A 25,225-nucleotide genomic window follows, 5' to 3' on the forward strand; every position below is an offset into this window, starting at 1 on the left:
TGGGCACAATCGACCGATACCAAGAAGAGTCCGCGCCATGCTGATCGACGAAGAATTGACCCTGAAGAAACTCGAGGTGTTCCTCGCCTTCATGCGTACCGGCAACCTCGCCCGCGCCGCCGCCGAGTTGCAGACCAGCAACGTCAGCGTGCACCGCGCGATCCATTCGCTGGAAAGCGCCCTGCGCTGCCCGTTGTTCAAACACGAAGGACGCAACCTGACGCCGCTGGAGAGTGCCTACGTGCTCGAAGAGCGGGCGCAGAAACTGATTCAGGACGTAGTCGAAAGCGTGCGCCTGACCCGCGAAGCCGCCGGGTTCTCGGCCGAGCGCTTCAAGCTCGGCTCGCTGTATTCGCTGACAGTGAAAACCGTGCCGCAGCTGATCATGGGTTTGAAGATCCGCCGCAGCGAACTCAACATCGACCTGATCCTCGGCTCGAACATCGACCTGCTCTACAAGCTGAAAAACATGGAAGTCGACGCGATCCTGGTGTCGCTGGACGACACCGTCAACGACCCGGACTGCGAGCAGATTCCGCTGTTTTCCGACGACATCTTCCTCGCCACCCCGGCCGATTCCCGCTTCGCCCAACGCAGCGAAGTGGATCTGGCGGAGGTGCGCGACGAAACCTTCATCACCCTCACCCAAGGCTTCGCCACCCACCAGGACGGCATCCGAGTGTTCCGGCAGGCGGGGTTCGAGCCGAAGGTAGCGATGCAGGTCAACGACATCTTCACCCTGCTGAGCATGGTCAGTTCCGGGGTCGGTTACGCGTTGCTGCCGGGGAGGATTGCGGCGGTGTACGAGAACCGGGTGAAGCTGATTCCGTTGCAGGAGAAGTACCGGTTGCAGCAGCACATCGGGGTGGTGTTTTTGAAGGCAAAAGAGCGGGATCCGAATTTGCTGGCTTTGCTGGCGGAGTGTCGGATGTATGCGAATCGCCAGTTGGCGGTGTGATTAAAAGCAGATCAAAAGCTTACCCCCTCACCCCAGCCCTCTCCCCCAAGGGGGCGAGGGGGAAAGGGAGCAGATCTCCATCGGTTTCGAGTCCTGAGTTCGACACGGAAATTTCAGGTCGATAAAGCTGACCCATCCAACTCGGTCGGTCCCCTCTCCCTCCGGGAGAGGGTTAGGGTGAGGGGCTTTTGACGTTCAGCCAACAATCCCGCGAACGATGAAGAACAGCAGCGATGGCCCAAGCAGGCACCCAAGTCCGGTGTGGAAGGTCGCGGTCAACGCCCCATAAGGCACCAACCGCCGATCCGTCGCCGCCAGCCCCGCCGTCACGCCACTCACGGTCCCAGCCAGCCCGCCGAACACCATCGCCGAGCGCGGATTGTCGAGGCCCATCCAGCGCGCCGCCACCGGCGTGCCGACCATCACCAGAATCGCCTTGATCAACCCGGTGGCAATCGACAGCGCCATCACATCCGACGTCGCGCCAATCGCCGCACCAGTCACCGGCCCGACGATGTAAGTCACCGCACCGGCGCCGATGGTGGTCATGCTCACCGCATCGCGATAACCGAACGCGTAAGCCATGCACGCGCCGACAATGAACGGCAGGATCGTGCCCAGCAGCAGCGCAATCACGCCGATCATCCCGGCCTTCTTCGCCTCGGTCGCCTGCACTTCAAACGCCGTGGCAACGATCGCGAAATCCCGCAGCATCGCGCCGCCCATCAGACCGATGCCGGAGAACAGCGTCAGATCCGCCAGCCCCTTCTGCCCGCCCGTCATCGTCCCGCCGACCCAGGCCAGCACCAGGCCGATGACGATGGCAATCGCCGAGCCGTGAATCCGCCCGAAGGTCAGGCGTTTGGAGAGAATCACCGAGACCCACATGATTACGCCGACGAAGGCGAACGCGGTGATCAGACCGTTGTGTTCCAGACCTTTTTCAATGAGATCCCACATATCAGCGACCTCCTACCGGCGTGCCGACCGGGGAGATTTCCGCCGGTTCGTCGGGCAATGGCTCGCCCTTGTGGGTGCGGCTGATCAAGGCAATCGTGCAGCCACAGACCACCACCGAACCGATCGCCGCCAGCACCGCCACCGGGCCGCCGTGCAGGGCGGTGACGACGTTCTGTTGCGCGGCCATAGCCACCACCACCGGAATGTACATGGCGCCCCAGAAGCCGACGCCCATCTCGCAATCCTTGGTCATGCCGCCGCGTTTCTGCATCCACAACCGCGCGCAGATCAACAGGATCATGGCGATGCCGACCCCGCCGACGTTGGATTTGACCCCCAGCAGCACGCCGAGCAGGTCACCCATGATCACCCCTGCCAGCGTACAGATCGCCAGCAGCGCCACACCGTAAATAATCATTGTTGTAGTCCTCAAAGTGCATCGTCGAATTGTTTTTGTTGTTCGAAGCCTGAGTCGGTGATTTAGGGTCGTCGGCCCTCCTCTTCACGCAACAGCGCCTGCAAGGTGTCGAGCCGGGCACTGTCGAAGGCAGTGACAGTCCCCTGTTCGAACACCCGGCGCGCCAGCCCGGTCAGCACCGCACCGGGCGACAGTTCGATCTGTAGACGTACGCCGCGCTCGTAAGCGCTTTGCACGGTGCCGCGCCAGTCCACCACGCGGCACATGTTGAAGGCGAGGTCGTCGCGCAACGCTTCTACCTGGGTCACAGGCCTTGCGCGGCTGCCGCTCAGGTAAGCGATTTTCGGTGTTTTCAGTTCTACCCTGGCGAACGCTTCGGCGAGGGTTTGCGCAGGCTCATCCAGTAACGGGCAGTGCGACGGCACGCTGACCGCCAGACGTTTTGCCAGACCGGCGCCACGACCGCGCGCCAGCTCGGCGACCGCTTGCATCGCCTGGTCACTGCCGGCAATCACCACCTGGTTATCGGCGTTGATGTTGGCCAGGTACACCGGTGTTTCTGCGCCGTGCACCTGTGCCAGCAGCGTTTCGACTGTGGATAATTGCAGGCCGATGATCGCGGTCATGCCGAAGCCCTGTGGATAAGCCTGCTGCATCAACTCGCCGCGCAGGCTGACCAGATGCAACGCATCGCTGAAGCGCAACGCTCCGGCGACCACCGCTGCCGGGTAGGCACCGATGGACAGACCGGCGACGTAATCGGCGGTGAGTCCGCCCTGCAACAACTGCCGCGAGGCTGCGACCCCGGCGATCAGCAGGCAGAGCTGAACCGCTCGGGTGCTGCGCAACGCTTCGCTGGAATCCAGCCGCAAGACATCTTCACCGAGCACATCGCTGGCCTCGATCAGCGTTTCCCGAGGCAAACGCTGGAGCATGCCGGGCTGCTGCGCGCCCTGACCGGGAAACACCAGCAGGCTGCTCACGCTGCCTGCTCCTGCGGGTTCCACGGATCAGACACCAGACAGGCTTCATGGGCGTGTTTCAGCAGCACCCTCGAAGCATTTCCGGCCCATTCGCGCAGGGCAACGGCACCGAATGGTGTCTGCAATTGCAGGTCGACCCGGCAGATCGCCTGATCGAAAACCGCGATCAATTTACGTGCCTGATTACGGGTGATGAGTTGTGGCGTACGCAGGATCAGATCGAGATCACTGGCCTCGTGCATGGCTGCAAACCCGCTCGCCAATTCAAACCCGGCACTGCCACTGACACCCCAGATCCAGCCGCAATCATCGAGCACCGGCCGCAGTTGCCGGAGCGCGTGCATGACCGGCAAATCACGTTCGCTCTCGACCTGACAAAGCGCTTCCGGACTGACCCGGCAGGCAATCGAATCGATCGCCATGAACGCCGCCAAACGCTGCTCGCGCAACAGACCGCGCACGCCCACCGCCACGCATCCGTCTTCACTCAACGCCCGCCGCACCACCACCGGTTGCCCGGCAGCCAGCGAATCAATCGCCCACTGCGGCGCATCCGCCGGCAACTGCGCTGGCGTCATGCCCCACAGCAGGTCGTGGGCCAGAGGCGTGTTCACCACTGCGCCCTCAGCAATTCACGTACACGGCTGGAGGCTTCGCGATTTTTCGCGCCGAGACGATTGCTCAAATCAGTCGCCGAAATATCGCCGATGGCTTGCTTCAGGCATTCGCTGACTCGCGCCAGATCCTCCGCCGTCGGCTGTTCGATCTGCTGCACCGACAGGGTTTCCCAGAGCAATCCGAGGCTGGCGTAGCTGTCGATGTCATAGGCCATCGGCGGCACGCTGGACGCCAGGGCTTCCAGTTCTTCAACGCTGCGCAAGGTCACCCGCGCCGCCGACGCCTTGCCCATCGCATGCACCATCACCCCCGGATCACGCAGGGCGATCAAGCGATTGGCCTGATATCCGTGAGCGAGAAACGCCCCGGACATGGCCTTGCCCACCAGCAGCGCAATCACCGGATGCCCGGCCAGACGCGCGCGGGCATAAGCGTCCGCCGCACCGGCCAGAGCCTGATGAATGCCGAGGGCTTCTTCGCGGCGACCGTAGGCCTGGCTCGGCACATCGACGATGGCGATCAGTGGGCGCTTTTGCGTTCTGTCACGGTCAGCGGTGATCGCGTCATCCACAGCCTTCGCCAGCCCCCAGCCTTCGAGCAAACCGACTTCGCCATTGCGAGCGCGAGGGAAACGGTTTTGCGGATCGGCGACCACGGCGATAAAGCGTCCAAGTGGCCCGTCGGCAACCCTCAGCGATGGCGGCAAACCTTCAACCACATTCGCGCCAGCGCTCAAGGCGTTGAACCAGTTCAAACCGCGCACGGAATAACCACTCATGAGCGCTCTCCTTGATACAGATCGCGAACCACCGAAGGCTCGATTTGCTTGTCAGTGTCCAGGCTCGTCAGGCGTTGCAGGAACCACTCGGCCCGCTGACTGCGCGGTTGCGCCGGCAAGCCTTGTTGCAGCAACTCGCCGATCTGCTGGCGAATCTGCGCCACGTCATCGGCGACATAGCGGTCCACCAAGCCACTGGCGAAACGTTGCTCTCCACCGGTCAGGCTCCAGATGAAGGGCCGGTCGCGGGAGTCGTATTCCTCGATCCCGGCTTCCTGCTCGATCACCTGCGGGCCGTTCAGGCCGAGGCGTGCTTCCTGGGTCACCAGCAAATAGCTGCACAGCGCGGCGGCAATCGACATCCCGCCAAAGCAACCGACGCTGCCGGCCACCACGCCGACCACCGGTTGGTACTGCTGCAGATCGACAATCGCCGCGTGGATATCGGCAATCGCCGCCAGCCCGAGGTTGGCTTCCTGCAAGCGCACGCCGCCGGTTTCCAGCAGCAGGATGGCGCGGGTCGGAATGCCTTTGCGGTTGTCCTCGGCGGCCAGTTCCAGCGCGCCGGCGATCTTCGCGCCGCCGACTTCGCCGAGGCTGCCGCCCTGAAACGCGCCTTCAATCGCCGCGATCACCACCGGCAAACCATCGAGGCGGCCCTTGGCGATCACCACGCCGTCATCGGCCTGCGGCACCACGCCCTGACGTTCCAGCCACGGCGACATGACGCGTTGAAACGGGTCGAGCAGTTCGCGGAAGGTGTCGGCGTCGAGCAAGGCTTTCGCCCGCTGCCGTGCGCCGAGTTCGACGAACGAATGTTTGTGCAAAAGTGCCGAGGTGTCAGTCATGGCCGAGCTCCTCGAAGCCTTGCTCCAGACGCAGACGCACCACGCCCGGGGTCGCGCCGAAGTCGTGGATATCGATGGCCATCGCTGGCGGTGTGGTGCCGTCGAACATCCGCGCAAACAGATGCTGCCAGCGCTGCTCGGCGCCATTGACCGAGGTCTGCACATTGATCGTCAGCTTGCCGGCCAGGCCCGGTTCGATCAGCACTTCGAGATCACCGGAACCGACACAACCGACCAGAGCCCGACCACGCGGCGGCTGCCCGGCGGGGAATTCAAAGGATAAGGTTTCCATCAAAACGCTCCCTGAAGGATGCCGTCGCGCTCGATTCGATCAAGCAGCAGAGTGGCGGCGAGCAAGTCGGCGGCGCCACCGGGCGAGGCATTCAATGCGATGAGTTGTTGATCCAGTTCGTGCAGGCGGCGGCGACCGGTAAGGCTGGCGCTGCCACCGGCGTCGAGCACTGCCTGGGCGCCGTGCTGCATGGCGTGCAGACCCGGTTCGCCGGCGCGGTACAGCACGCAGGTGTCGGCGAGGTCGGTCATGATTGCGAGCAAGGCGTCGAGCCTAGCGTTCTGTTCGCCATGACCGGTGGCGCGGCTGCGTTTGAGCTGCGGCAGGCCGCGTTGCACCACGGACGGGAAGCCGAGTTGCGCTTCTTCGCGGGCACCGCGGGCGCCGTAGCGTTGGGCGACTTGCGCGCCATGACTCAGCGGACGCGGCGCATAACGGTCATCGAGCAATGCCAGACGCGCAGCGCGCAGAGTGACGGCGCTGGCACTGGTGGATTTGGTGTCCAGCGCAGCCGCCGTGACCAGCAGGCCCAACGCCCAGATCGCCCCGCGATGGGTGTTCACGCCGCGGGTGGTGATGAGCATCGCTTGCTCGCCTTCCCGGCCGATGCGGCCGATCGCTTCGCGCAGCGGCAAGCCGATCTCGCCGAACTCGAGCGCGGCTTCGGCTATTTCCTTGAACGCCGGCCACAGCGCCAGCGCCGAGGCGTGCATCAATCCCAAATGCAGATCGGTGTGCGCACCGTTGCCGCGCCGGTCGACCAGCGCCGGTTTCGGCGACAGGTCGGCTTCGTCGATCAGCGCGTCCACGGCCAGATCCGCCAGCCGTTCGGCGAGGGTGATGGTTTTCGGTTGCAGGTTGAGTGCGTGCATTACCAGCTCCTGAACTTGGCGGGCGGGTTGTAGAGGCCGCCGGACCACTCGACCAGATCGGCCACGCTTTTCGCCGCGAGCAATTCACGGGAGGCGTCGGTGCGACGGATGCCGAGGTCTTCGGGCAAGGCGATCAGGCCTTCACGGCGCATGCGTTCGGTGTCTTTCGGATTGTGGCGCAGGCCGATGGCAGTGACGCCGGCCACCGCAGCGATCATCGCCTGACGCTCTTCCAGCGAGCGCGCCTTGTACAGGTAGGCGATGCCTTCTTCGGTGAGCAAGTGGGTGACGTCGTCGCCGTAGATCATGATCGGCGCCAGCGGCATCCCGCTTTTCTTCGCCACCTCCACCGCGTCGAGGGTTTCGACGAAGGTCGGTTTGCCGCCCTCCTGGAAGGTCTCGACCATCTGCACTACGAGTTTCTTGCCGCGTTCGAGCATCGGTTGCTGCGAATCGTCATGACGCATGTCGAGCCAGGCTGGAGTGCCGTGGCGCCGACCGCGTGGGTCGTGCCCCATGTTCGGTGCGCCGCCGAAACCGGCGAGGCGACCTCGGGTGACGGTGGAGGAATGACCATCGCCATCGACTTGCAGGGTCGCGCCGATGAACAGGTCTACCGCGTACTGCCCGGCCAGTTGGCAGAACATCCGGTTGGAACGCAGCGAGCCGTCACGCCCAGTGAAGAACACATCAGGGCGGGCGGCGATGTAGTTTTCCATGCCCAGTTCGGTGCCGAAGCAATGCACGCTTTCGACCCAACCGCTTTCGATGGCCGGGATCAGCGTCGGGTGCGGGTTGAGCGTCCAGTTGCGGCAGATCTTGCCTTTGAGGCCGAGGGATTCGCCGTAGGTCGGCAGGATCAATTCGATGGCGGCGGTGTTGAAACCGATGCCGTGGTTCAGCGACTGCACGTTGTGTTTTTCGTAGATCCCGCGGATCGCCATCATCGCCATCAGCACGTGCACAGGCTTGATGTGACGCGGGTCGCGAGTAAACAGCGGTTCGATGTAGAACGGCTTGTCCGCCACCACCACGAAATCCACCCACGATGCCGGAATATCTACGCGAGGCAGTTCGCTGACGTCGTCCACCAGTTGATTGACCTGGACGATGACGATGCCGTCGCTGAACGCGGCTGGTTCGATCAGCGCCGGGGTGTCTTCGGTGCTCGGGCCGGTGTAGATGTTGCCGGCACGGTCGGCCATGAACCCGGCCGAGAGCACGACGTTGGGGATCAGGTCCACCACCAGCCGGGCGTAGAGTTCGATGTAGGTGTGGATCGCACCGACTTCCAGCAGACCGTCTTCGAGCAACTGGCTGATGCGCAGGCTCTGGGTGCCGGCGAAGGAGAAATCGAGCTTGCGGGCGATGCCGCGTTCGAACAGGTCGAGATGTTCGGAGCGACCGACGCTGGGCATGATCATGTGCAGGTCGTGGAGCTTTTCAGGATCGGCCTTGGCCAGAGAGCGCGAGAGGAAATCCGCCTGCTTCTGGTTGTTGCCCTCCAGCACCACACGGTCGCCCGGATGGATCAGCGCTTCGAGTGCCGCGACGATCCTGTCGGTGGGCAACACCGCACCGTCGGCCAGCCCGCGCACCTTGTCGAGGCGCCGCTGCCTCTCGTCACGCCGCCGCGTCCAGCGCGAGTCGGGGGAAATGGTTGTTGTCATGCTCACTCCACGGGGTTCGCTGTCGTGGAGCTACCTTAGGAGTGTGTTCGAGGGGCATCAATCAAGCGCAGTGGCGAACCGTTACGGTGAGCGTAACGATCAGTGGACCAGCCCCGCATCTACCAACAACGTCTCCAATGCCAACAGATCCGGCACCTTCGCCACCTGCTCCCCCACCTGCACTGCCGCCTGCTCCAGCGCACACAGCGGCACGTCGACATAACTCAACTGGCTGTCGAGCTTGTACGAGCGCGGAATCCCCTGCACCAGCAGCGCGATGAACTTCAACTCCGGCCGCCCGCCCAGGGCATTGAGGATGACGATCCGTGCCCGTTCGCCGATGACGATCTTGTTGCCGCACGCCGACTCGAAACTCAGCAGCGGGATCTGCCGCTCGCGCCAGGTCACCCGACCGAGATACCACGGCGGTGTGTCGAGATCGAAGGCGCTGGACTGGTAGTCGATCAGCTCGGCGACGGCGACGTTGGGCAGGATCAGGTTGCGATCCGCCAGCGGCAGCAGCAGCCCGGTGAGCTGACTGGCGCGTTGATTGTGCTGGCGCTCATGCATGTTTTTTGCTCCACAGGGCGATGCTTTCGAGCAGCACCGATTCCTGGTACGGCTTGCCGAGGTAGTCGTTGACGCCGATGGCCATCGCGCGGTCGCGGTGTTTCTGGCCGGTGCGCGAGGTGATCATGATGATCGGCAGGTGTTGCAGGCGTTCGTCGTGGCGTACCTGGGTCGCCACTTCGAAGCCGTCCATGCGCGGCATTTCGATGTCTAGCAGCATCAGGTCCGGCATGTGTTCTTCCAGCAGCAACATCGCATCGACCCCGTCCTTGGCGGTCAGCACGTTCATACCGTGGCGTTCGAGCAAGCGGCTGGTGACCTTGCGCACCGTCACCGAATCGTCGACCACCATCACCAGCAACGGCTTGTGCGGTTCGCTTTCGATTTCGTGACTGGCCGGACGCTGCGGCAACCGCGCCTGCATCGCGCGGATCGGCGCCAGCAGGTCGAGAATCAGCACCACCCGGCCATCGCCGAGAATTGTCGCCCCGGACACGCCCTGCACCGATGCGAACTGCGGGCCGAGGCTCTTGACTACGATTTCGCGGGTGCCGGCCATCGTGTCGACCTGCACCGCGATGTGCCGGTCGTTGCACTGCACCAGCAAGACCGGCACCGGCAGGCTCTGACCGGACAGTTTTGGCCGGGGAGCGGTTTTCAGCAGCTCGCCGAGGTAGCACAGTTCATAACGCTGGCCGCCGTACTGATAACTCGGTGGGTCGAGACGGAAATGTCCGTCCAGTTCATTCGGCAGTACGCGGACGATGCCGTCGATGGTGTTCAGCGGAATCGCGTATTGATCTTCACCACACTGCACCATCAGCGCACGGTTGACCGACACGGTGAACGGCAGGCGAATGCGGAAGTGCACGCCCTGCCCCGGCACTGAGTCGATGCTCATGGTGCCACCCAGTTGCCGGACTTCTTCGTGGACCACGTCCATGCCCACGCCGCGCCCGGAAATCTGGGTAATTTTCTCGGCCGTGGAAAAGCCTGGCTGGAGGATGAACTGCAACACTTCGCGGTCGCTGATGTCGGCGTCCGGCGCCAGCAGGCCACGCTTGATCGCCTTGCGCCGCACGGCGTCCAGCGGCACACCGGCGCCATCGTCGCGGATGTCGAACACAATGTCGCCGCCCTCGCGGGACAGGTCGAGGCTGATCTGCCCTTGTGCCGGTTTGCCCGCCGCCAGCCGGACTTCGGCGGACTCCAGACCATGGTCGACGGCATTGCGCAGCATGTGTTCCAGCGGTGCGGCCATGCGTTCGAGGACGTTGCGGTCCATCTCGCCTTCGGCGTTGCCGACGCTGAACGCGACGTCCTTGCCCAACTCTTCGGCGACCTGCCGGACGATGCGTTTCAAACGCGGCAACATGCGCTCGAACGGCACCATGCGCGTGCGCATCAGGCCTTCCTGCAATTCGGTGTTGATCCGTCCCTGCTGCTGCAACAGGTTCTCGGCGTCGTGGGTGCGCCGGTCGAGGGTTTCCTTCAAATCCAGCAAGTCGGAAGCGGATTCGAACAGCGCCCGTGACAACTGCTGCAACTGCGAATGGCGGTCCATTTCCAGCGGGTCGAAATCTTCGTAGCCGAGGCGTTCGGCGTCCACTTGCTGACGGCTGAGGATCCGTCCCTGAGTTTCGGTGTCGAGCCGGCGCAACTGGTCGCGCATCCGCTCGATGGTGGTTTCCATCTCGTGCAGGGCGGTCTGCGCATCGCTGACTTGCTGTTCGATACGCCCACGGAAAATCGAGGTTTCGCCGGCGAGATTGACCAGGTCATCCAGCAACTCGGCGGAGACCTTGACCATGTCCGCCCCGGCCTCGGGCGCCGGGGCGGCAGGCTCGACCTTGACCGCCACCGGCGGCACGGGCGCCGGGGTTTGCACGACCAGCGGATGGCTGAAATTCTGGATCGCGCTGATCAACCGGTCTGCCGGTGGGCACGGCTGGCCGGCGCGCACCGCGTCGAGCATCTGCGCCAAGCGGTCCTGGCCGCGCTGCAACAGCGCGAACAGTTCGGCGCTGCCTTGCAGGGTGCCGGCGGACAAGCTTTCGTAAAGGTTTTCCAGCTCATGAGCGAGGTCGCCAATCGGCCCGATTTCCACCATCCGCGCGCCGCCCTTGAGGGTATGCAGGTCACGCAGCAGGGTTTCCACTTCCTGGCGATTGCCGGGCTCGGCCTGCCAGCGCAGCAGCGCGGCACCGGAGTTTTCGATGATGTCGAAACCTTCCTCGAGGAAGATCTCCAGCAGCTCCGGATCGTGTCCGGGGCCGTCCTGCGTGACAGTGGCTGATGGCGTTTCGGGACTGGCGCTCGGACCCTGGCGAAAGCGGCGGATCCCCTCGATCAGGTCCTGCGCCGGATCCAGCGGCTGGTGCCGTTGCAACTGTTCGAGGAACAGCGCCAGGCGCTCGTGGCTCTGGCGCAACAACCGACCCAGAGCTTCGCTGTGGCTGTAACGCCGATCCACCAGCCCTTGGTAAAGGCCTTCCAGCTCATGGGCCAGATCACCGACGGCTGCCACCTCGGCCATCCGCGCGCCGCCCTTGAGCGTATGTAAATCCCGTTGCAGCGACGACAGCGGTGCGCCGTTTTCCGGATCCTTCAACCAGCGCTGCAAGGCTTGCCCGGCGCTGTCGAGAATGTCGACCGCCTCTTCGAGGAAGATCTCGACGATCTCGTCGTCCGGCCCGCTGTCGGCATTGTGTTGCTGCAGTTCGGCAGTGGCGCTGCCCAGTTCGCGGATGCTCAAAGTACGGCTGCCGTCGCTGCGGATCAGGCCCATGGCCGACGGATCGAGGCTCTCGTCGAGCAGTTCGTGCAAGGCGCGGATGCGTTGCGGTTGCGGGGTGATTTCCTGGCCGGCCGCCAGTTCGTCGAGCATGTTGATCAGCGCTTCGTGGGCCTGCTGCGCTTCATGGAAAAACCGCTCGCTGACCGCCAGGCTGCTCTCTTCGACGGCGCCGTACAGGTCGAGCAAGGCTTCACACAACACATCCACCGGCAGCAGATCTGCGAGGTGCGCGCCTTCGCCCAGGGTGGTCAGCTCATCCAGCAATGCACTGAGTTCCTGACGTTCACCGGGGTGCTGCTGCCAGCGCTGCAAGAGGTTTTCGGCGTCGAGCAGGATGTCCATGCCCTGGGCCAGGAAGTTGTTGATCAGTTGCGGATCGCGCTTGACCCGCAACGCACTGCTCGGGGCATTGAGGATCAATTCCAGACGCTCGCCGAGCAGGGTTTCGGTGCGTTTGATCAGTGACTGCGCACCGACAATCGGCGCCAGTGGATCGTGTTTGAGCTGACGCAGACCGACGCGGAACAGGCCCTCGGCTTCGAGCAGCAGTTCCACTTCGTCCAGATCCAGCGCCAGCTGATGGGCCTTGAATTCCCGGGCCAGCTTATCGAGCGGCGCCGCCAGTTCGGCAACCGGCGACACCCCCGCCATCGAGGCGCTGCCCTTGAGGGTGTGCAGCGCTCGCTGCAATTCGTCGCTGGCCTGTAACGGCACATGCTCGGCAGCCTGATCGAGAAAACGGTTGAGACTGGCGAGGTGGGTTTCGGCTTCGTTGCGGAAAATCTCCAGCAACAGCGGATCGAGGGCCGCGACGTCTTCCACGTCTTCGGCCGGCAGCGGCGTGTCGCCCTTGGCCAGCGCGTGGGCGCGGGCCGCCAGTTGATCGACATCGTGGCGCTGACGCTGGCCGTTGGTGGCGAATTCGGCGATCAGGTCCGGCAACAGCAGCAGCGTGTCGGCCAGCAACTGGCGCACCGCCGGGCCGGGTTCGACGCTGTGTTCCAGCACGCGGTTGAGCAGGTTCTCCACCGCCCACGCCAGCTCGCCGAGGACCAGCGCACGCACCATCCGGCCGCTGCCCTTCAGCGTATGGAAGCCGCGGCGCAGCTCACTGAGGGCGGCGCGGTCATCGGGCTCGGCAGACCAGCGCGGCAGGTATTCGCTCAGCACCTCGAGCACTTCCCCGGTCTCTTCGAGGAACACTTCGCGCAGCTCGTCGTCCACCGGTTCTTCATCGGCCGGTGGCGGCAGCAGGCTGCCCGGCGTGGTCAGCGCCGGCGGGTTGACCGCCGACACCGGGCTGGCCAGCACTTCGGCCAACGACTGCACGATCTGCGGGTCGTCCAGCTCCTGCAAATCCTGCATCACCAGCGCTTCGCTGGGGCTGAGCACGTCGTCGAGCACCGGCACATGCGGCTCGCCGGGCTGTTCGTCAGGAAAGAAGCCGAGACTGGCGAGGCTTTTCTGCGCGATATCCAGCAAGTGTTCGCTGGGTGCCTGCGGGTCGTCGGTCAGGCGTTCGAGGTAGTACTCAAGGCTGGTGATGGCGTCGGCGAGGCTGTCGAGTTGCTGCCAGCCCGGCTCGTGCGGGTCGAGCAACAGATGCTCGCGGATAAATCCGTTGCAGGCTTCGAGCAGACTTGCCGCCCGCGCCAGCGGAATCATCGCCAGCGCGCCCCGAACTTGGGTCAGCAGTGCCGGCAGGCTTTGCAGTTGCTGGCGATCCCAGTCGGCGTCGATGTAGTCGACGATCATGTCCTTGGCCTGTTGCAGGCAGATGCGTGCTTCCTTGATCACGATCTGATGGATCTGCGTCAGGTCGGTGGTCGGCAGGCGCGAGTCTTCCGGGCTCTCCGGCTCGACTGTGCCGACCATCCCCGCCAGGGTCGCTTCGACGTAGAGCAAGGCGCCGGCGACGTCCATCAGCGTGGCGTCGTTCGGCTCGCGCTGACCCTGCGCAAGGCTCAGCACCACCGCCAGTTGATCGATGATCACCTTGCGCGGCTGGCCGAAACCGAGCACCGCGAGGGTGTCGGCGATCTGCCGCAGCGGCGCCAGCAGGCTGTCCAGATCCGAAGCGTGCTGGCGGTCGCTGCGCACGAACAGGTCGAGGCGCTCCTTGACCCGCACCAGCTCTTCGCACAGCGCCGCGAGCACCGAGCGCATGGCATCGCGGTCGGGGCCGGCCAGGCGCGCGCGTTCTTCATCGACCATCGCGCTGTCGGGCAGCGCGTCGTCCAGGGAGTAGCGATCTTTCATGGTCAGCATCTGCCCGGTGGGATGTTCGGCTTTGGCGATATAAAACAGCAGGCTTTTCAGCAGTTCAGGCGGTGGCGGCTGGTTGAGGCCGGGCATGCCCTGTTCGAGCAGGCGCTTGAGTTCCTTGTCGGCGTCCTTGAACAGGCTGCGCAGGGCCGGGCTGTTGGCGATCCGGCCTTCGCGCATGCCTTCGACCAGCGCCGAAGCGACCTGCCACAACGGGCTCAGCGGCGAGTTATCGCTGAGTGCTTCAAGCCGGGTAAACACCTTGGCCAGATAAGCGAGGTGCGTCTGGTCGTCCTGTTCGCGGAGCAATCCGACCAGCGCCATTTGCAGCATCTGGCGCAATTTGCGCAGCACGTTCGGCAGCTCCGCCGGTTCCAGCAGCGCCAGGGTTTCCTCGCCCAAAGGCGCAAGCTCAGGCAACTGCGGGCTGAACAGGCTGGTTTCCGACAACAGGCTTTCGCCCCGGGCGCTGCGCAAGTCGTTGATCAGCGGCAGCACCACCAGCGGCAGATCACGGCGGGCGCCCTGCACGCGGTCGAGGTAGATCGGCAACTGACCCAGCGCCTGCAACAGCAAGTGCAGCGCTTCGTCGCGGTGGCTGACGCGGTCGTTCTGCAACGCTTCGACCAGGTGTTCCATTTCTTCGGCGAGCAATGCCGCGCCGTAGAACTCGACCATCTGCAGGCTGCCGTGCACCTGATGGATGCAGGCCAGGCATTCGTCCAGCCCGGGCACCGACTGCGGATCGTCGAGCACGGCTTCGATGGCCTGATGCGCCTGCCTCAGCGTCTCGGCGATTTCACCCTTGACCCATTCGAGGGCCACGTAATCGTGCCGGTCACCCATAACCACTCCGCTCGACATTGCCTCGCCCGCAGGCCTCACGCCTTGTCCGCGACGGGCGCAGGCGCCGCCGGCAAGGTGAACCCGGACACCGAGCGACGCAACTGGCTGGCCATTTTCGCCAGGTTGCCGATGCTCTCGGCGGTGGCCGTGGAGCCGGACGAAGTCTGCGAGGTGATCTGCTGGATCACGTTCATCGTCAGGGAAATCTGCCCGGCCGAAGACGTCTGCTGCTGCGCCGCGTTGGAAATGCTCTGGATCAGCGCCGCGAGTGTCTTGGACACGCCTTCGATTTCTTCCAGGGCCACACCGGCATCCTGCGCCAGCCGCGCGCCGCGCACCACTTCGGTGGTGGTCTGCTCCATGGAAATCACGGCTTCGTTGGTGTCGGTCTGGATCGCCCGCACCAGCGTTTCGATCTGTCGGGTCGCGGCGGACGAGCGCTCGGCCAGCCGTTGCACTTCGTCGGCAACCACGGCAAAACCGCGCCCGGCGTCACCGGCCATCGACGCCTGAATTGCCGCGTTGAGGGCGAGGATGTTGGTCTGGTCGGCGATGTCGTCGATCAGGCTGACGATGTCGCCGATTTCCTGGGACGACTCGCCCAGACGCTTGATGCGCTTGGCGGTGTCCTGGATCTGTTCGCGAATGTTGTCCATACCGTGGATGGTGTTGTGCACCACCTCGTTGCCCTTGTTGGCGATCTCCACCGAACGCTCGGCAACCGCCGAGGATTCAGCGGCGTTGGCCGACACCTGATCGATCGACTGGGCCATGTCGCTGATCGCGGTCGAGGCTTCGGAAATCTGCTGGGCCTGATGCTCCGAGGCCTGGGCCAGGTGCATGGCGGTGGCCTGGGTTTCCTGCACCGCAGCGGCCACCTGGCCGGCAGTGAGGTTGATGGTGGCGACCAGATCGCGCAGCTGGTCGACCGAATAGTTGATCGAGTCGGCGATGGTCCCGGTGAAGTCTTCGGTCACTGAGGCGGTCACGGTCAGGTCACCGTCGGCGAGGTCTTCGATCTCGTCGAGCAGGCGCATGATCGCGTTCTGGTTGCGCTCGTTCTTCTCGGCGGTCTCGCGCAACTGACGGTTGGTTTCCCGGACCATGACCATGCCGATCAGGATGATCGAAGCCAGCGCCAACAGACCCAGCACATAACCGCCAATGGTGTCGGTATTGCGCCCGCCGGCGAGGTTTTCGAAACGGCTGGCCAGGTGCGAGGCTTCGTCAAGCAGGGTCTGCGACAGGCTGAAGATGTTGGTGGCGGACTCACGAACCTTGAACAGCTCCGGCGAGGTTTCGAGGATTTCATCTACCGAACCGGAGACAAACTGGAACAGTTCGGAAATCTCGCTCAAGCGAGCGCGGGCGTCGCGGTCTTCGACCTGGCTGATCTTCAGCGCCGGGTTGCCCTGCAGCATGCCGTTAAGCACCTGACCAAAGCGTGCGGCATCGCGACCGAAGGCATCGGCGGCCTGCTGGGAGTTTTCATCGCCGGAAAGCACGGTGTTCACCGCGCCGAGAATCCGCTCGGCCAGCAGCGACTGACGCTGGGCCATCGCCACCTGCGCCGCCGGCGCACCGCGTTGCAGGAGGATTTCCACGACCTTTTCGTATTCGATCTGCAATTGCGGCACGGTTTCGGCCAGGGTCGCGGCCACCTGATGCAGGGACAGCACGGTCTGTTCGCTGGAGAGAATCGCGTCGGTGTTTTTCAGCAGGCGTTCCCAGTCCAGCTGCACGGCGCGCATTTCCGGGCGCACGACGGATGGAGCCGGCGGCAGGCCGGTGGCCGGGTCGCCTTTCTTCAGGTAACCCCAGCGCTGGGCAAAATCGTTGCGCGCATCGCTCAACAGCTTGAACGCGGCGGCCTTGCCGGCGGCAGCCTCGGTGGCGTTTTTGGCGATCCGCTGCGACAGCACCCGCAGCTCGCCGGCGTGGCCGATGTACTGCTTGTCGTAGTTGGCCTGGGTGTTGAGGTAAGCGAAGTTGGCGAACAGCAGCATGATGAACACGATCAGTGCGATGAACAGCACGATGATCTGTGAGCGGCTGCGCGAGCCTTCTGCGGGCTTGCCTGTTTTTGCTTTGATCATCGGTCCTCGCCTGTTAAACCGCGACGTGCATGAAACTCGGTGACTGCGCCAGCGCAAACAGGCTGAACACCCGCCAGTTCTGCTCGCGCCGGAAATAGCCCTTGATGAACTCGCCCTTGGAGCCTTGCCGTTTACTGATCGAGACGGATTCGAAACTGTCCTGCTCGAAGTGCTGCAGGCCGAAGACTTCATCGACCAGCAACCCGGCAAACACGTCCTGATGCTCTACCACCAGTACCCGCCGCTGTTTGCGCATCGGTGACAGCTCATGGCCGAAGAAGCCGCACAGGTCCATGACCGGCAGCAGCCGTCCGCGCAGGTTGGCCACGCCCTTGACCCACGGCTTGACGCCCGGCAACTGGGTGACACGCAGTTCGGGCAGCACTTCGCTGACTTCGCCCATCGGCGTGACGTACCAGTGCTCGCCCAGACGAAAGCCGATGCCGCTCCAGCGATCCTGGCGCGCCGGTTGCGACGGCAGGTCCGCCGCCAGCAGGCGACAGCGCTGGTCGATCTGCCACAACAGTTCGAACGCGGTCAGCGACTCGCTCATGGCGGCGCGATCAACCGGCCAGCACGTTGTTCAGGGTCTTGATCAGCGTGTCTTCGTCGACCGGTTTGGTCAGGTAGTCCTTGGCGCCCTGGCGGGTGCCCCAGACCTTGTCGGTCTCCTGATCCTTGGTAGTAATGATGATCACCGGGATGTGGCTGGTTTCCGCATCCTTGGTCAACTGACGGGTGGCCTGGAAGCCGTTGAGGCCGGGCATGACGATGTCCATCAGTACCGCATCGGGTTTTTCCTGACGGGCCAGGGCCACGCCGTCGGCGCCGTTTTCGGCTTTCAGCACTTCGTGCCCGTGCTTTTCCAGCATGCCGGTGAGTTTGTACATTTCGGTCGGCGAATCATCGACGATCAGGATACGTGCCATGGTCTTCCCCATTTTTCTTGTCGACACCGGGCCCGCTGGCCGAGCGTCTCTGTGCGTGTCTTACTGCGGCAAAGCGGCAGCGAAGCCCGGAACATGGGCCGAAATCGCGTCGAGCAGTTCTTCCTTGCTGAAAGGCTTGGTCAAAAATTGATCGGAACCGACAATCCGCCCCTTGGCCTTGTCGAACAGCCCGTCCCGGGACGACAGCATGATCACCGGCGTGCCCTTGAACGCATTGTTGTTCTTGATTAAAGCGCAGGTCTGATAACCATCCAGACGCGGCATCATGATGTCGACAAAGATGATCCCGGGATGGTGGTCGGCGATCTTCGCCAGGGCGTCAAAACCGTCGATCGCGGTGATGACTTCGCACCCTGCATTTTTCAACAGGGTCTCGGCGGTGCGACGAATCGTTTTCGAGTCGTCGATCACCATGACCTTCAAGGCGCTGGACTGCTGTTCCATAAGGGGGCTCTACCGTCGCCTTTGCGAATCAATTTGTCCGTTTTGCGATGACTGATGGCTGGAAACCCTTGATGCTCAAGGGCCAGCGCGGCTGGGAGCCTTTTTAGCACAGTCTCCAGACGCAATCTATCGACGGGTTTTTCCTTGACCGAAAACCCGCCCGGCGCCACTCTGGCGGCACTTTTTTCATACCGATCCGGTAGCCAATTTTCGAGGAAAACCCAATGAGCGTTCGCGTCGGGATTGTCATGGACCCTATCGCCAGCATTTCCTATAAAAAGGATAGCTCGCTGGCCATGCTGCTGGCGGCGCAAAAGCGCGGCTGGGAACTGTTCTATATGGAACAGAAAGACCTTTATCAGGGTGAAGGCCAGGCACGGGCGCGGATGAAGCCGCTGAAAGTCTTCGCCAACCCGGAAAAATGGTTCGAACTGGGGGCCGAACAGGATTCGCTGCTGAGCGACCTGAACGTGATCCTGATGCGCAAGGATCCGCCGTTCGACATGGAGTTCGTCTACTCCACCTACCTGCTCGAACAGGCCGAAGCCGCCGGGGTGCTGGTGGTCAACAAGCCGCAGAGCCTGCGCGACTGCAACGAAAAACTGTTCGCCACCCTGTTCCCGCAGTGCACGCCGCCGACCGTAGTCAGCCGCCGCGCCGACGTGCTGCGTGAATTCGCCGCCAAACATGGCGACGTGATCCTCAAGCCGCTGGACGGCATGGGTGGCACCTCGATCTTCCGTCATCGCGCCGGCGATCCGAACCTGTCGGTGATCCTGGAAACCCTGACCGCCCTCGGCGCCCAGCAGATCATGGGTCAGGCCTACCTGCCGGCGATCAAGGACGGCGACAAGCGCATCCTGATGATCGACGGCGAGCCGGTGGATTACTGCCTGGCGCGGATTCCGGCCCAGGGCGAAACCCGTGGCAACCTCGCGGCCGGTGGTCGTGGCGAAGCTCGTCCGTTGACCGACAAGGATCGCTGGATCGCCGCCCAGGTCGGCCCGACCTTGCGCGAAAAAGGCCTGCTGTTCGTCGGCCTGGACGTGATCGGCGAGCACCTTACCGAAATCAACGTCACCAGCCCGACCTGCATCCGCGAAATCGACAATGCCTTCGGCACCGACATCGGCGGCCTGCTGATGGATGCGATCGAAGGCAAGCTGCAAGCGTCGAGCCGCAAGCCGCAAGCTTAAAGCCAGTGGTGTGCAGCTTGTCGCTTGAGACTTCAAGCTTGCAGCTAAAAACCAACATTGCGTTATCATGCCGAGCCCGTAAAAACGCGATGTTGGTTTTTCTCGAATGACACTTCCGTCCGATCTGCCCGCTGAACTCGCCCATAAAGGCGTGCGCCCGGTCGATCGCCTCGGATTTACCCTGTTTCTCGCGGCGCTGATCCATCTGGCGCTGCTGCTCGGCGTGGGTTTCACCATGGTCGAGCCCAAGCAGATCAGCAAAACCCTGGAAATCACCCTCGCTACCTTCAAGAGCGAAAAGAAGCCGGCGAAGGCCGATTTCCTCGCCCAGGAAAACCAGGAAGGCAGCGGCACCCTCGACAAGAAGGCGATCCCCAAGACCACCGAGGTCGCGCCGTTTCAGGCAAACGAAGTCAAGAAAGTCACCCCGCCACCGGCCGCCAAGCCGGAGGTGCAGGAAGCCGCGCCCAAGGCGGCCGTGACCACCGTCGCGCCGAAACCGAAAAAGGCGCCGACCAAGAAAGAAGAAGCCAGGACCGAGACCAAACCGACGGTCGACGCCCCGACCTTCGACAGTTCGCAGCTCTCCAGCGACATCGCCAGCCTTGAAGCCGAACTGGCCAACGAACAACAGCTGTACGCCAAGCGCCCGCGTATCCACCGCCTCAGCGCCGCCTCGACCATGCGCGACAAGGGCGCCTGGTACAAGGACGAGTGGCGCAAGAAGGTCGAGCGCATCGGCAACCTCAATTACCCCGACGAAGCCCGGCGCAAGCAGATCTACGGCAATCTGCGCCTGATGGTGTCGATCAACCGCGACGGCTCGCTGTATGAAGTGCTGGTGCTGGAGTCTTCCGGCCAGCCACTGCTGGATCAGGCGGCGCAGCGGATCGTGCGTCTGGCGGCACCGTTTGCACCGTTTACCGGGGACCTGTCGGACATCGACCGACTGGAAATCATCCGCACCTGGAAATTCGCCCGGGGCGACCGGTTGTCCAGTAACTGAGTCGATCTTTTGCCCGCTCCAGCTTGTCAGTTCGCCCCCCGAACGCCACACTAGCGCACATGAAAAACGTCAGCCCCAGCTACCTCAAGCATCACTTCCTGATCGCCATGCCACACATGGCCGACCCGAACTTTGCCCACACCTTGACCTACATCGTCGAGCACACGGCCAATGGCGCCATGGGGCTGGTGGTCAACCGACCGCAAGAGCTGAATCTGGCCGACATCCTCGAACAACTGCGCCCGGACATCGATCCGCCGGCGCTGTGCCAGCATGTGCCGATCTTCATCGGCGGCCCGGTGCAGACCGATCGCGGTTTTGTCCTGCACCCGGCGGGCAAGACGTTCCAGGCTACCGTTGAGCTGGAGGGCGATCTGGCCCTGTCCACCTCGCAGGATGTGCTGTTCGCCATCGCCGACGGCGTGGGCCCGGCCAAAAGCGTCATCACCCTCGGTTATGCCGGTTGGGAAGCCGGTCAGCTGGAGGCCGAACTGGCCGACAACGCCTGGCTGACCTGCCCGTACGACGCCGACATCCTGTTCAACACCAGCAGCGAACTGCGCCTGGAAGCGGCGGCCAAGCACCTGGGGATCAACCTCAGCCTGCTGACCAGCCAGGCAGGACACGCCTGATGGCCCTGCGCCTGATCCTCGGCTTCGACTACGGCACCAAACAGATCGGCGTGGCAGTCGGCCAGGTGATTACCGGCCAGGCCCGCGAACTGTGCACCTTGAAGGCGCAAAACGGTGTGCCGGACTGGAATCAGGTCGAAGCCCTGATAAAGGAATGGAAGCCCGACGCCGTGGTGGTCGGCCTGCCGCTGAACATGGACGGTACGCCCAGCGAGATGTGCGCCCGCGCCGAGAAATTCGCCCGCCGCCTCAACGGCCGCTTCAACCTGCCTTTCTATACCCACGACGAACGCCTGACGACCTTCGAAGCCAAGGGCGAGCGACTGGTGCGCGGTGGGCAGAAAGGCAGCTACCGCGACAACCCGGTGGACGCCATCGCCGCCGCCCTGCTGCTGCAAGGCTGGCTCGACGAAAACACCGCACTATTTGAATCCTGACAAGCGCTACGGCGCTTTTCTTTTGGTTACAACCCGAGCTCCGGTTCGCGAGAACCGGCTCGACCCCGAGAAGGAGCAACCATGAGCCTGCCCAATCCCGCCGATCTGATCAGCCAGATGGCGACCCGCCTCAAGGCGCACCTTGCCCAGCGTGATATCAGCGAACCGCGTTACATCGGCATCCGCACCGGCGGCGTCTGGGTCGCCCAGGCCCTGCTCAAAGAGCTGGGCAGCGATGCGCCATTGGGCACGCTGGATGTTTCCTTCTACCGCGACGACTTCAGCCAGAACGGCCTGCACCCGCAGGTGCGCCCGTCCGCCCTGCCCTTCGAAATCGAAGGCCAGCATCTGGTGCTGATCGACGACGTACTGATGAGCGGCCGGACCATCCGCGCCGCCATGAACGAACTGTTCGACTACGGCCGCCCGGCCAGCGTGACGCTGGTCTGCCTGCTGGACCTGGACGCCGGCGAATTGCCGATCCGCCCGAACGTGGTCGGCGCGACCCTGTCGCTGGCCGCCCACGAGCGGGTCAAGCTGTCCGGGCCGGAGCTGGCCCTCGAACTGCAAGACCTTGCCCTTTAATCCGCCCTATTGAGAGTCCCCCTCGCGATGACGCCTCTAGATACCAAGCGCCCGCTGCAGCTCAATGATCAGGGCCAGCTGCGCCACTTCCTCTCGCTCGACGGCCTGCGCCGCGAGTTGCTGACGGAAATCCTCGACACCGCCGACTCGTTCCTCGAAGTCGGCGCCCGGGCCGTGAAGAAGGTCCCGTTGCTGCGCGGCAAGACCGTGTGCAACGTGTTCTTCGAAAACTCGACCCGCACCCGCACCACTTTCGAACTGGCGGCCCAGCGCCTGTCGGCGGACGTGATCACCCTGAACGTGTCGACTTCGTCGGCCAGCAAGGGCGAAACCCTGCTCGACACCCTGCGCAACCTGGAAGCCATGGCCGCCGACATGTTCGTCGTGCGCCACGGTGACTCGGGCGCCGCGCACTTCATCGCCGAGCATGTCTGCCCGCAAGTGGCGATCATCAACGGCGGCGACGGCCGGCACGCGCACCCGACCCAAGGCATGCTCGACATGCTGACCATCCGCCGTCACAAGGGCGGTTTCGAGAACCTCTCGGTGGCCATCGTCGGCGACATCCTGCACTCGCGGGTGGCGCGCTCGAACATGCTCGCCCTGAAGACCCTCGGTTGCCCGGACATCCGCGTGATCGCACCGAAAACCCTGCTGCCGATCGGCATCGAGCAATACGGCGTGAAGGTCTACACCGACATGACCGAAGGCCTGAAAGACGTCGACGTGGTGATCATGCTGCGCCTGCAGCGTGAGCGCATGACCGGCGGCCTGCTGCCGAGCGAAGGCGAGTTCTACCGCCTGTTCGGTCTGACCACCGCGCGCCTGGCAGGCGCCAAGCCCGATTGCATCGTCATGCACCCGGGGCCGATCAACCGTGGTGTGGAAATCGAGTCGGCGGTGGCCGACGGCCCGCACTCGGTGATCCTCAATCAAGTCACTTACGGCATCGCGATCCGTATGGCCGTGCTGTCGATGGCCATGAGCGGGCAAACGGCGCAACGTCAATTCGAGCAGGAGAACGCCCAGTGAAGCTCAGCATTCTCGGCGCCCGCGTCATCGATCCGAGCAGCGGCCTGGATCAAATCACCGATATTCACGTTGAAGCCTGCAAGATCGTCGCCCTCGGCGCTGCACCGGCCGGCTTCACCGCCGTCGAAACCATCGACGCCCAAGGTCTTGTCGCCGCTCCAGGCCTCGTAGACCTGAACGTCGCCCTGCGCGAGCCGGGCTACAGCCGCAAAGGCACCATCGCCAGCGAAACCCGCGCGGCTGCGGCCGGCGGCGTGACCAGCCTGTGCTGCCCGCCGAAAACCAGACCGGTACTCGACACCTCGGCCGTGGCCGAACTGATCCTCGACCGCGCCCGCGAGGCCGGCAACACCAAGGTGTTCCCGATCGGCGCGCTGAGCAAAGGTCTGGATGGTGAACAGCTCGCAGAACTCGTTGCCCTGCGCGACGCCGGTTGCGTGGCGTTCGGCAACGGCCTCGAGAGCTTCCGCAACACCCGTACCCTGTGCCGGGCGCTGGATTACGCGGCGACCTTCGACCTGACAGTGATCTTCAACTCGCAGGATCACGACCTGGCCGACGGTGGCCTGGCCCACGAAGGCGCCACCGCCAGCTTCCTCGGCCTGCCGGGCATTCCGGAAACCGCTGAAACCGTGGCGCTGGCCCGTGATCTGCTGCTGGTCGAGCAGACCGGCGTGCGTGCGCACTTCAGCCAGTTGACCAGTGCTCGCGGCGTGGCCCTGATCGCTCAGGCCCAGGCCCGTGGCTTGAAAGTCACGGCGGATGTCGCCCTGTATCAGCTTATCCTGACGGACGAAGCGCTGATCGACTTCAGCAGCCTGTATCACGTGCAACCGCCGCTGCGCACCCGCGCCGACCGCGATGGTCTGCGCGAGGCGGTGAAGTCCGGCGTGGTCTCGGCGATTTCCAGCCATCACCAGCCCCATGAACGCGATGCCAAACTGGCACCGTTCGGCGCGACCGAGCCCGGCATCAGCAGCGTCGAGCTGTTGCTGCCGCTGGCGATGACCTTGGTCGAGGACGGTCTGCTGGACCTGCCGACCCTGCTGGCCCGTCTGAGCGCCGGTCCGGCCGAGGCCCTGCGCCTGCCGGCAGGCAAACTGGCGGTGGGTGGCGCGGCAGATATCGTGCTGTTCGATCCGAAGGCTTCGACCGTTGCCGGCGAAACCTGGCTGTCTAAGGGCGAGAACTGCCCGTTCCTCGGCCATAGCCTGCCGGGTGTGGTGCGTTACACGCTGGTGGATGGCCGGATCAGCCACCAGGCGTAACAAAAATGGCGAGGGAGCCAGCTCCCTCGCCATCACTTACTGAAAGGCACCCCGCCCTTCGGCGTTACGCACCGACACCTGATCGTTCAGCGTCCAGAAGTCATACAGCACCCCCAGAAAGAACAACCCGCCGGTCAGCAGGTACAGCAAACCTGTGATCCACTTGCCCTGATACATCCGGTGCACGCCGAACGCGCCGAGAAAGGTCAGCAGAATCCACGCCACGTTGTATTCAATAGGGCCCGCCACGAAACGCAGGTCGGCTTCTCGATCCATCGCCGGGATCAGGAACACGTCGATCAGCCAGCCGATCCCCAGCAACCCGAAGGTGAAAAACCAGATCGTGCCGGTCACCGGTTTGCCGTAATAGAAGCGGTGAGAGCCTGTGAAACCGAAAATCCACAACAGGTAGCCGATCATCTTGCTATGGGTGTCTTTTTCCTTCACACGGGGCAGCTGATAGCCGTTCATTAAGACCTCGATTCACGCGATAGATAAATATTCTTTAATTCTTTGTGACTTTTTTACAGGTAGCCGACGTATGGCAAATGCTACCGTGTCTCCCGTCAAAGCCTTATAGCACCGGACTTCTGTCCGACAATTGCGTCTTTTTGCCGCTTATTTGGTTCCGTTGGCACCCGATTGAATCGACCAACGGCCTCGGAAGTGACAAAAAAGCTGTTATAAAGTTGCGCGCTAACACA

At 63.4% G+C, this 25,225-nt stretch carries 24 protein-coding genes; 8 read left to right on the plus strand and 16 right to left on the minus strand.

The features are described from left to right. Window positions 1-37 precede the first annotated feature (37 nt). Window positions 38-958 (plus strand): LysR substrate-binding domain-containing protein, encoded by a 921-nt coding sequence (locus EIY71_RS17975; RefSeq protein WP_064600041.1) that lies wholly within the window; start codon window positions 38-40, stop codon window positions 956-958. Between the two features lie 195 nt (window positions 959-1,153). On the opposite strand, the gene madM is transcribed toward EIY71_RS17975, so the two are convergent. The 15 genes from madM to pilG all read right to left on the minus strand — a co-directional run bounded on the left by madM (window position 1,154) and on the right by pilG (window position 18,365). After that, window positions 1,154-1,918, minus strand: coding sequence for a malonate transporter subunit MadM (gene madM, locus EIY71_RS17980; protein WP_007953314.1), 765 nt, complete (start codon window positions 1,916-1,918; stop codon window positions 1,154-1,156). 1 nt (window position 1,919) lies between these two features. Further along, window positions 1,920-2,336 (minus strand): malonate transporter subunit MadL, encoded by a 417-nt coding sequence (gene madL, locus EIY71_RS17985; protein ID WP_007953315.1) that lies wholly within the window; start codon window positions 2,334-2,336, stop codon window positions 1,920-1,922. A gap of 62 nt (window positions 2,337-2,398) precedes the next feature. Then, window positions 2,399-3,319, minus strand: coding sequence for a malonate decarboxylase subunit epsilon (mdcH, locus tag EIY71_RS17990; protein ID WP_085746679.1), 921 nt, complete (start codon window positions 3,317-3,319; stop codon window positions 2,399-2,401). Continuing rightward, the gene (locus EIY71_RS17995) at window positions 3,316-3,936 is read right to left on the minus strand and encodes a malonate decarboxylase holo-ACP synthase (protein ID WP_085746680.1); all 621 of its coding nucleotides are present in this window, start codon (window positions 3,934-3,936) and stop codon (window positions 3,316-3,318) included. The genes mdcH and EIY71_RS17995 overlap by 4 nt, the downstream gene beginning before the upstream one ends. Further along, the gene (gene mdcE / locus EIY71_RS18000; protein WP_134022564.1) at window positions 3,930-4,715 is read right to left on the minus strand and encodes a biotin-independent malonate decarboxylase subunit gamma; all 786 of its coding nucleotides are present in this window, start codon (window positions 4,713-4,715) and stop codon (window positions 3,930-3,932) included. Before mdcE ends, EIY71_RS17995 begins: the two co-directional genes overlap by 7 nt. Then, window positions 4,712-5,563, minus strand: coding sequence for a biotin-independent malonate decarboxylase subunit beta (locus EIY71_RS18005; RefSeq protein WP_134022566.1), 852 nt, complete (start codon window positions 5,561-5,563; stop codon window positions 4,712-4,714). Before EIY71_RS18005 ends, mdcE begins: the two co-directional genes overlap by 4 nt. Further along, a complete protein-coding gene (locus tag EIY71_RS18010) occupies window positions 5,556-5,855 on the minus strand; it encodes a malonate decarboxylase subunit delta (protein ID WP_102716724.1) in 300 nt (99 codons plus the stop codon). Before EIY71_RS18010 ends, EIY71_RS18005 begins: the two co-directional genes overlap by 8 nt. Beyond that, window positions 5,855-6,727 carry a triphosphoribosyl-dephospho-CoA synthase gene (locus tag EIY71_RS18015; protein WP_134022568.1) on the minus strand — a complete coding sequence of 291 codons (873 nt, stop codon included), beginning with the start codon at window positions 6,725-6,727 and terminating at the stop codon, window positions 5,855-5,857. Before EIY71_RS18015 ends, EIY71_RS18010 begins: the two co-directional genes overlap by 1 nt. After that, complete coding sequence (mdcA, locus tag EIY71_RS18020) at window positions 6,727-8,397, minus strand: malonate decarboxylase subunit alpha (RefSeq protein ID WP_134022570.1); 1,671 nt, start codon at window positions 8,395-8,397, stop codon at window positions 6,727-6,729. Before mdcA ends, EIY71_RS18015 begins: the two co-directional genes overlap by 1 nt. 99 nt (window positions 8,398-8,496) lie before the next feature. Continuing rightward, window positions 8,497-8,967: a chemotaxis protein CheW gene (locus tag EIY71_RS18025; RefSeq protein WP_085608864.1), complete on the minus strand. Its 471-nt coding sequence runs from the start codon at window positions 8,965-8,967 to the stop codon at window positions 8,497-8,499. Beyond that, a complete protein-coding gene (locus tag EIY71_RS18030) occupies window positions 8,960-14,875 on the minus strand; it encodes an Hpt domain-containing protein (RefSeq protein WP_134022572.1) in 5,916 nt (1,971 codons plus the stop codon). The genes EIY71_RS18025 and EIY71_RS18030 overlap by 8 nt, the downstream gene beginning before the upstream one ends. Before the next feature lie 35 nt (window positions 14,876-14,910). After that, window positions 14,911-16,971, minus strand: a complete 2,061-nt coding sequence (locus EIY71_RS18035; protein WP_085746687.1) for a methyl-accepting chemotaxis protein — start codon at window positions 16,969-16,971, stop codon at window positions 14,911-14,913. A 13-nt stretch (window positions 16,972-16,984) separates the two neighbouring features. Next, window positions 16,985-17,524 carry a chemotaxis protein CheW gene (locus tag EIY71_RS18040; RefSeq protein WP_007953327.1) on the minus strand — a complete coding sequence of 180 codons (540 nt, stop codon included), beginning with the start codon at window positions 17,522-17,524 and terminating at the stop codon, window positions 16,985-16,987. 10 nt (window positions 17,525-17,534) lie between these two features. Further along, window positions 17,535-17,900 (minus strand): twitching motility response regulator PilH, encoded by a 366-nt coding sequence (gene pilH / locus EIY71_RS18045; protein WP_007953328.1) that lies wholly within the window; start codon window positions 17,898-17,900, stop codon window positions 17,535-17,537. A 60-nt stretch (window positions 17,901-17,960) separates the two neighbouring features. After that, on the minus strand, window positions 17,961-18,365 hold the full coding sequence (pilG, locus tag EIY71_RS18050) for a twitching motility response regulator PilG (RefSeq protein WP_007953330.1): 405 nt from the start codon (window positions 18,363-18,365) through the stop codon (window positions 17,961-17,963). A gap of 224 nt (window positions 18,366-18,589) precedes the next feature. Here pilG and gshB point away from each other — a divergent pair, with 224 nt between their 5' ends. From gshB to EIY71_RS18085, 7 genes are all read left to right on the plus strand, one after another. Beyond that, window positions 18,590-19,561 carry a glutathione synthase gene (gene gshB, locus EIY71_RS18055; RefSeq protein WP_085746688.1) on the plus strand — a complete coding sequence of 324 codons (972 nt, stop codon included), beginning with the start codon at window positions 18,590-18,592 and terminating at the stop codon, window positions 19,559-19,561. A gap of 106 nt (window positions 19,562-19,667) precedes the next feature. After that, the gene (locus tag EIY71_RS18060) at window positions 19,668-20,567 is read left to right on the plus strand and encodes an energy transducer TonB (protein ID WP_039767939.1); all 900 of its coding nucleotides are present in this window, start codon (window positions 19,668-19,670) and stop codon (window positions 20,565-20,567) included. Between the two features lie 59 nt (window positions 20,568-20,626). After that, window positions 20,627-21,199: a YqgE/AlgH family protein gene (locus EIY71_RS18065; RefSeq protein WP_039767938.1), complete on the plus strand. Its 573-nt coding sequence runs from the start codon at window positions 20,627-20,629 to the stop codon at window positions 21,197-21,199. Beyond that, on the plus strand, window positions 21,199-21,636 hold the full coding sequence (ruvX, locus tag EIY71_RS18070; protein WP_007953334.1) for a Holliday junction resolvase RuvX: 438 nt from the start codon (window positions 21,199-21,201) through the stop codon (window positions 21,634-21,636). The genes EIY71_RS18065 and ruvX overlap by 1 nt, the downstream gene beginning before the upstream one ends. Before the next feature lie 81 nt (window positions 21,637-21,717). Next, complete coding sequence (pyrR, locus tag EIY71_RS18075) at window positions 21,718-22,221, plus strand: bifunctional pyr operon transcriptional regulator/uracil phosphoribosyltransferase PyrR (protein ID WP_039767937.1); 504 nt, start codon at window positions 21,718-21,720, stop codon at window positions 22,219-22,221. Between the two features lie 27 nt (window positions 22,222-22,248). Next, on the plus strand, window positions 22,249-23,253 hold the full coding sequence (locus EIY71_RS18080; protein WP_007913665.1) for an aspartate carbamoyltransferase catalytic subunit: 1,005 nt from the start codon (window positions 22,249-22,251) through the stop codon (window positions 23,251-23,253). Beyond that, window positions 23,250-24,521: a dihydroorotase gene (locus EIY71_RS18085; RefSeq protein ID WP_085746690.1), complete on the plus strand. Its 1,272-nt coding sequence runs from the start codon at window positions 23,250-23,252 to the stop codon at window positions 24,519-24,521. The genes EIY71_RS18080 and EIY71_RS18085 overlap by 4 nt, the downstream gene beginning before the upstream one ends. A gap of 36 nt (window positions 24,522-24,557) precedes the next feature. Here the strand turns inward: EIY71_RS18085 and EIY71_RS18090 are convergent, their stop codons facing one another. Beyond that, the gene (locus EIY71_RS18090) at window positions 24,558-24,992 is read right to left on the minus strand and encodes a TM2 domain-containing protein (RefSeq protein WP_085746691.1); all 435 of its coding nucleotides are present in this window, start codon (window positions 24,990-24,992) and stop codon (window positions 24,558-24,560) included. Between the last annotated feature and the right edge of the window lie 233 nt (window positions 24,993-25,225).

Origin of the sequence: Pseudomonas sp. CH235, from assembly GCF_004368175.1 — a bacterium.
GTDB lineage: Bacteria > Pseudomonadota > Gammaproteobacteria > Pseudomonadales > Pseudomonadaceae > Aquipseudomonas > Aquipseudomonas paraglycinae.

Coding starts and splice junctions, on each gene's coding strand:
- EIY71_RS17975 (WP_064600041.1), top strand. CDS start 38: ATGCTGATCGACGAAGAATTGACCCTGAAGAAACTCGAGGTGTTCCTC.
- madM (WP_007953314.1), bottom strand. CDS start 1,918: ATGTGGGATCTCATTGAAAAAGGTCTGGAACACAACGGTCTGATCACC.
- madL (WP_007953315.1), bottom strand. CDS start 2,336: ATGATTATTTACGGTGTGGCGCTGCTGGCGATCTGTACGCTGGCAGGG.
- mdcE (WP_134022564.1), bottom strand. CDS start 4,715: ATGAGTGGTTATTCCGTGCGCGGTTTGAACTGGTTCAACGCCTTGAGC.
- EIY71_RS18005 (WP_134022566.1), bottom strand. CDS start 5,563: ATGACTGACACCTCGGCACTTTTGCACAAACATTCGTTCGTCGAACTC.
- EIY71_RS18010 (WP_102716724.1), bottom strand. CDS start 5,855: ATGGAAACCTTATCCTTTGAATTCCCCGCCGGGCAGCCGCCGCGTGGT.
- EIY71_RS18015 (WP_134022568.1), bottom strand. CDS start 6,727: ATGCACGCACTCAACCTGCAACCGAAAACCATCACCCTCGCCGAACGG.
- mdcA (WP_134022570.1), bottom strand. CDS start 8,397: ATGACAACAACCATTTCCCCCGACTCGCGCTGGACGCGGCGGCGTGAC.
- EIY71_RS18025 (WP_085608864.1), bottom strand. CDS start 8,967: ATGCATGAGCGCCAGCACAATCAACGCGCCAGTCAGCTCACCGGGCTG.
- EIY71_RS18030 (WP_134022572.1), bottom strand. CDS start 14,875: ATGGGTGACCGGCACGATTACGTGGCCCTCGAATGGGTCAAGGGTGAA.
- EIY71_RS18035 (WP_085746687.1), bottom strand. CDS start 16,971: ATGATCAAAGCAAAAACAGGCAAGCCCGCAGAAGGCTCGCGCAGCCGC.
- EIY71_RS18040 (WP_007953327.1), bottom strand. CDS start 17,524: ATGAGCGAGTCGCTGACCGCGTTCGAACTGTTGTGGCAGATCGACCAG.
- pilH (WP_007953328.1), bottom strand. CDS start 17,900: ATGGCACGTATCCTGATCGTCGATGATTCGCCGACCGAAATGTACAAA.
- pilG (WP_007953330.1), bottom strand. CDS start 18,365: ATGGAACAGCAGTCCAGCGCCTTGAAGGTCATGGTGATCGACGACTCG.
- gshB (WP_085746688.1), top strand. CDS start 18,590: ATGAGCGTTCGCGTCGGGATTGTCATGGACCCTATCGCCAGCATTTCC.
- EIY71_RS18060 (WP_039767939.1), top strand. CDS start 19,668: ATGACACTTCCGTCCGATCTGCCCGCTGAACTCGCCCATAAAGGCGTG.
- EIY71_RS18065 (WP_039767938.1), top strand. CDS start 20,627: ATGAAAAACGTCAGCCCCAGCTACCTCAAGCATCACTTCCTGATCGCC.
- ruvX (WP_007953334.1), top strand. CDS start 21,199: ATGGCCCTGCGCCTGATCCTCGGCTTCGACTACGGCACCAAACAGATC.
- pyrR (WP_039767937.1), top strand. CDS start 21,718: ATGAGCCTGCCCAATCCCGCCGATCTGATCAGCCAGATGGCGACCCGC.
- EIY71_RS18080 (WP_007913665.1), top strand. CDS start 22,249: ATGACGCCTCTAGATACCAAGCGCCCGCTGCAGCTCAATGATCAGGGC.
- EIY71_RS18090 (WP_085746691.1), bottom strand. CDS start 24,992: ATGAACGGCTATCAGCTGCCCCGTGTGAAGGAAAAAGACACCCATAGC.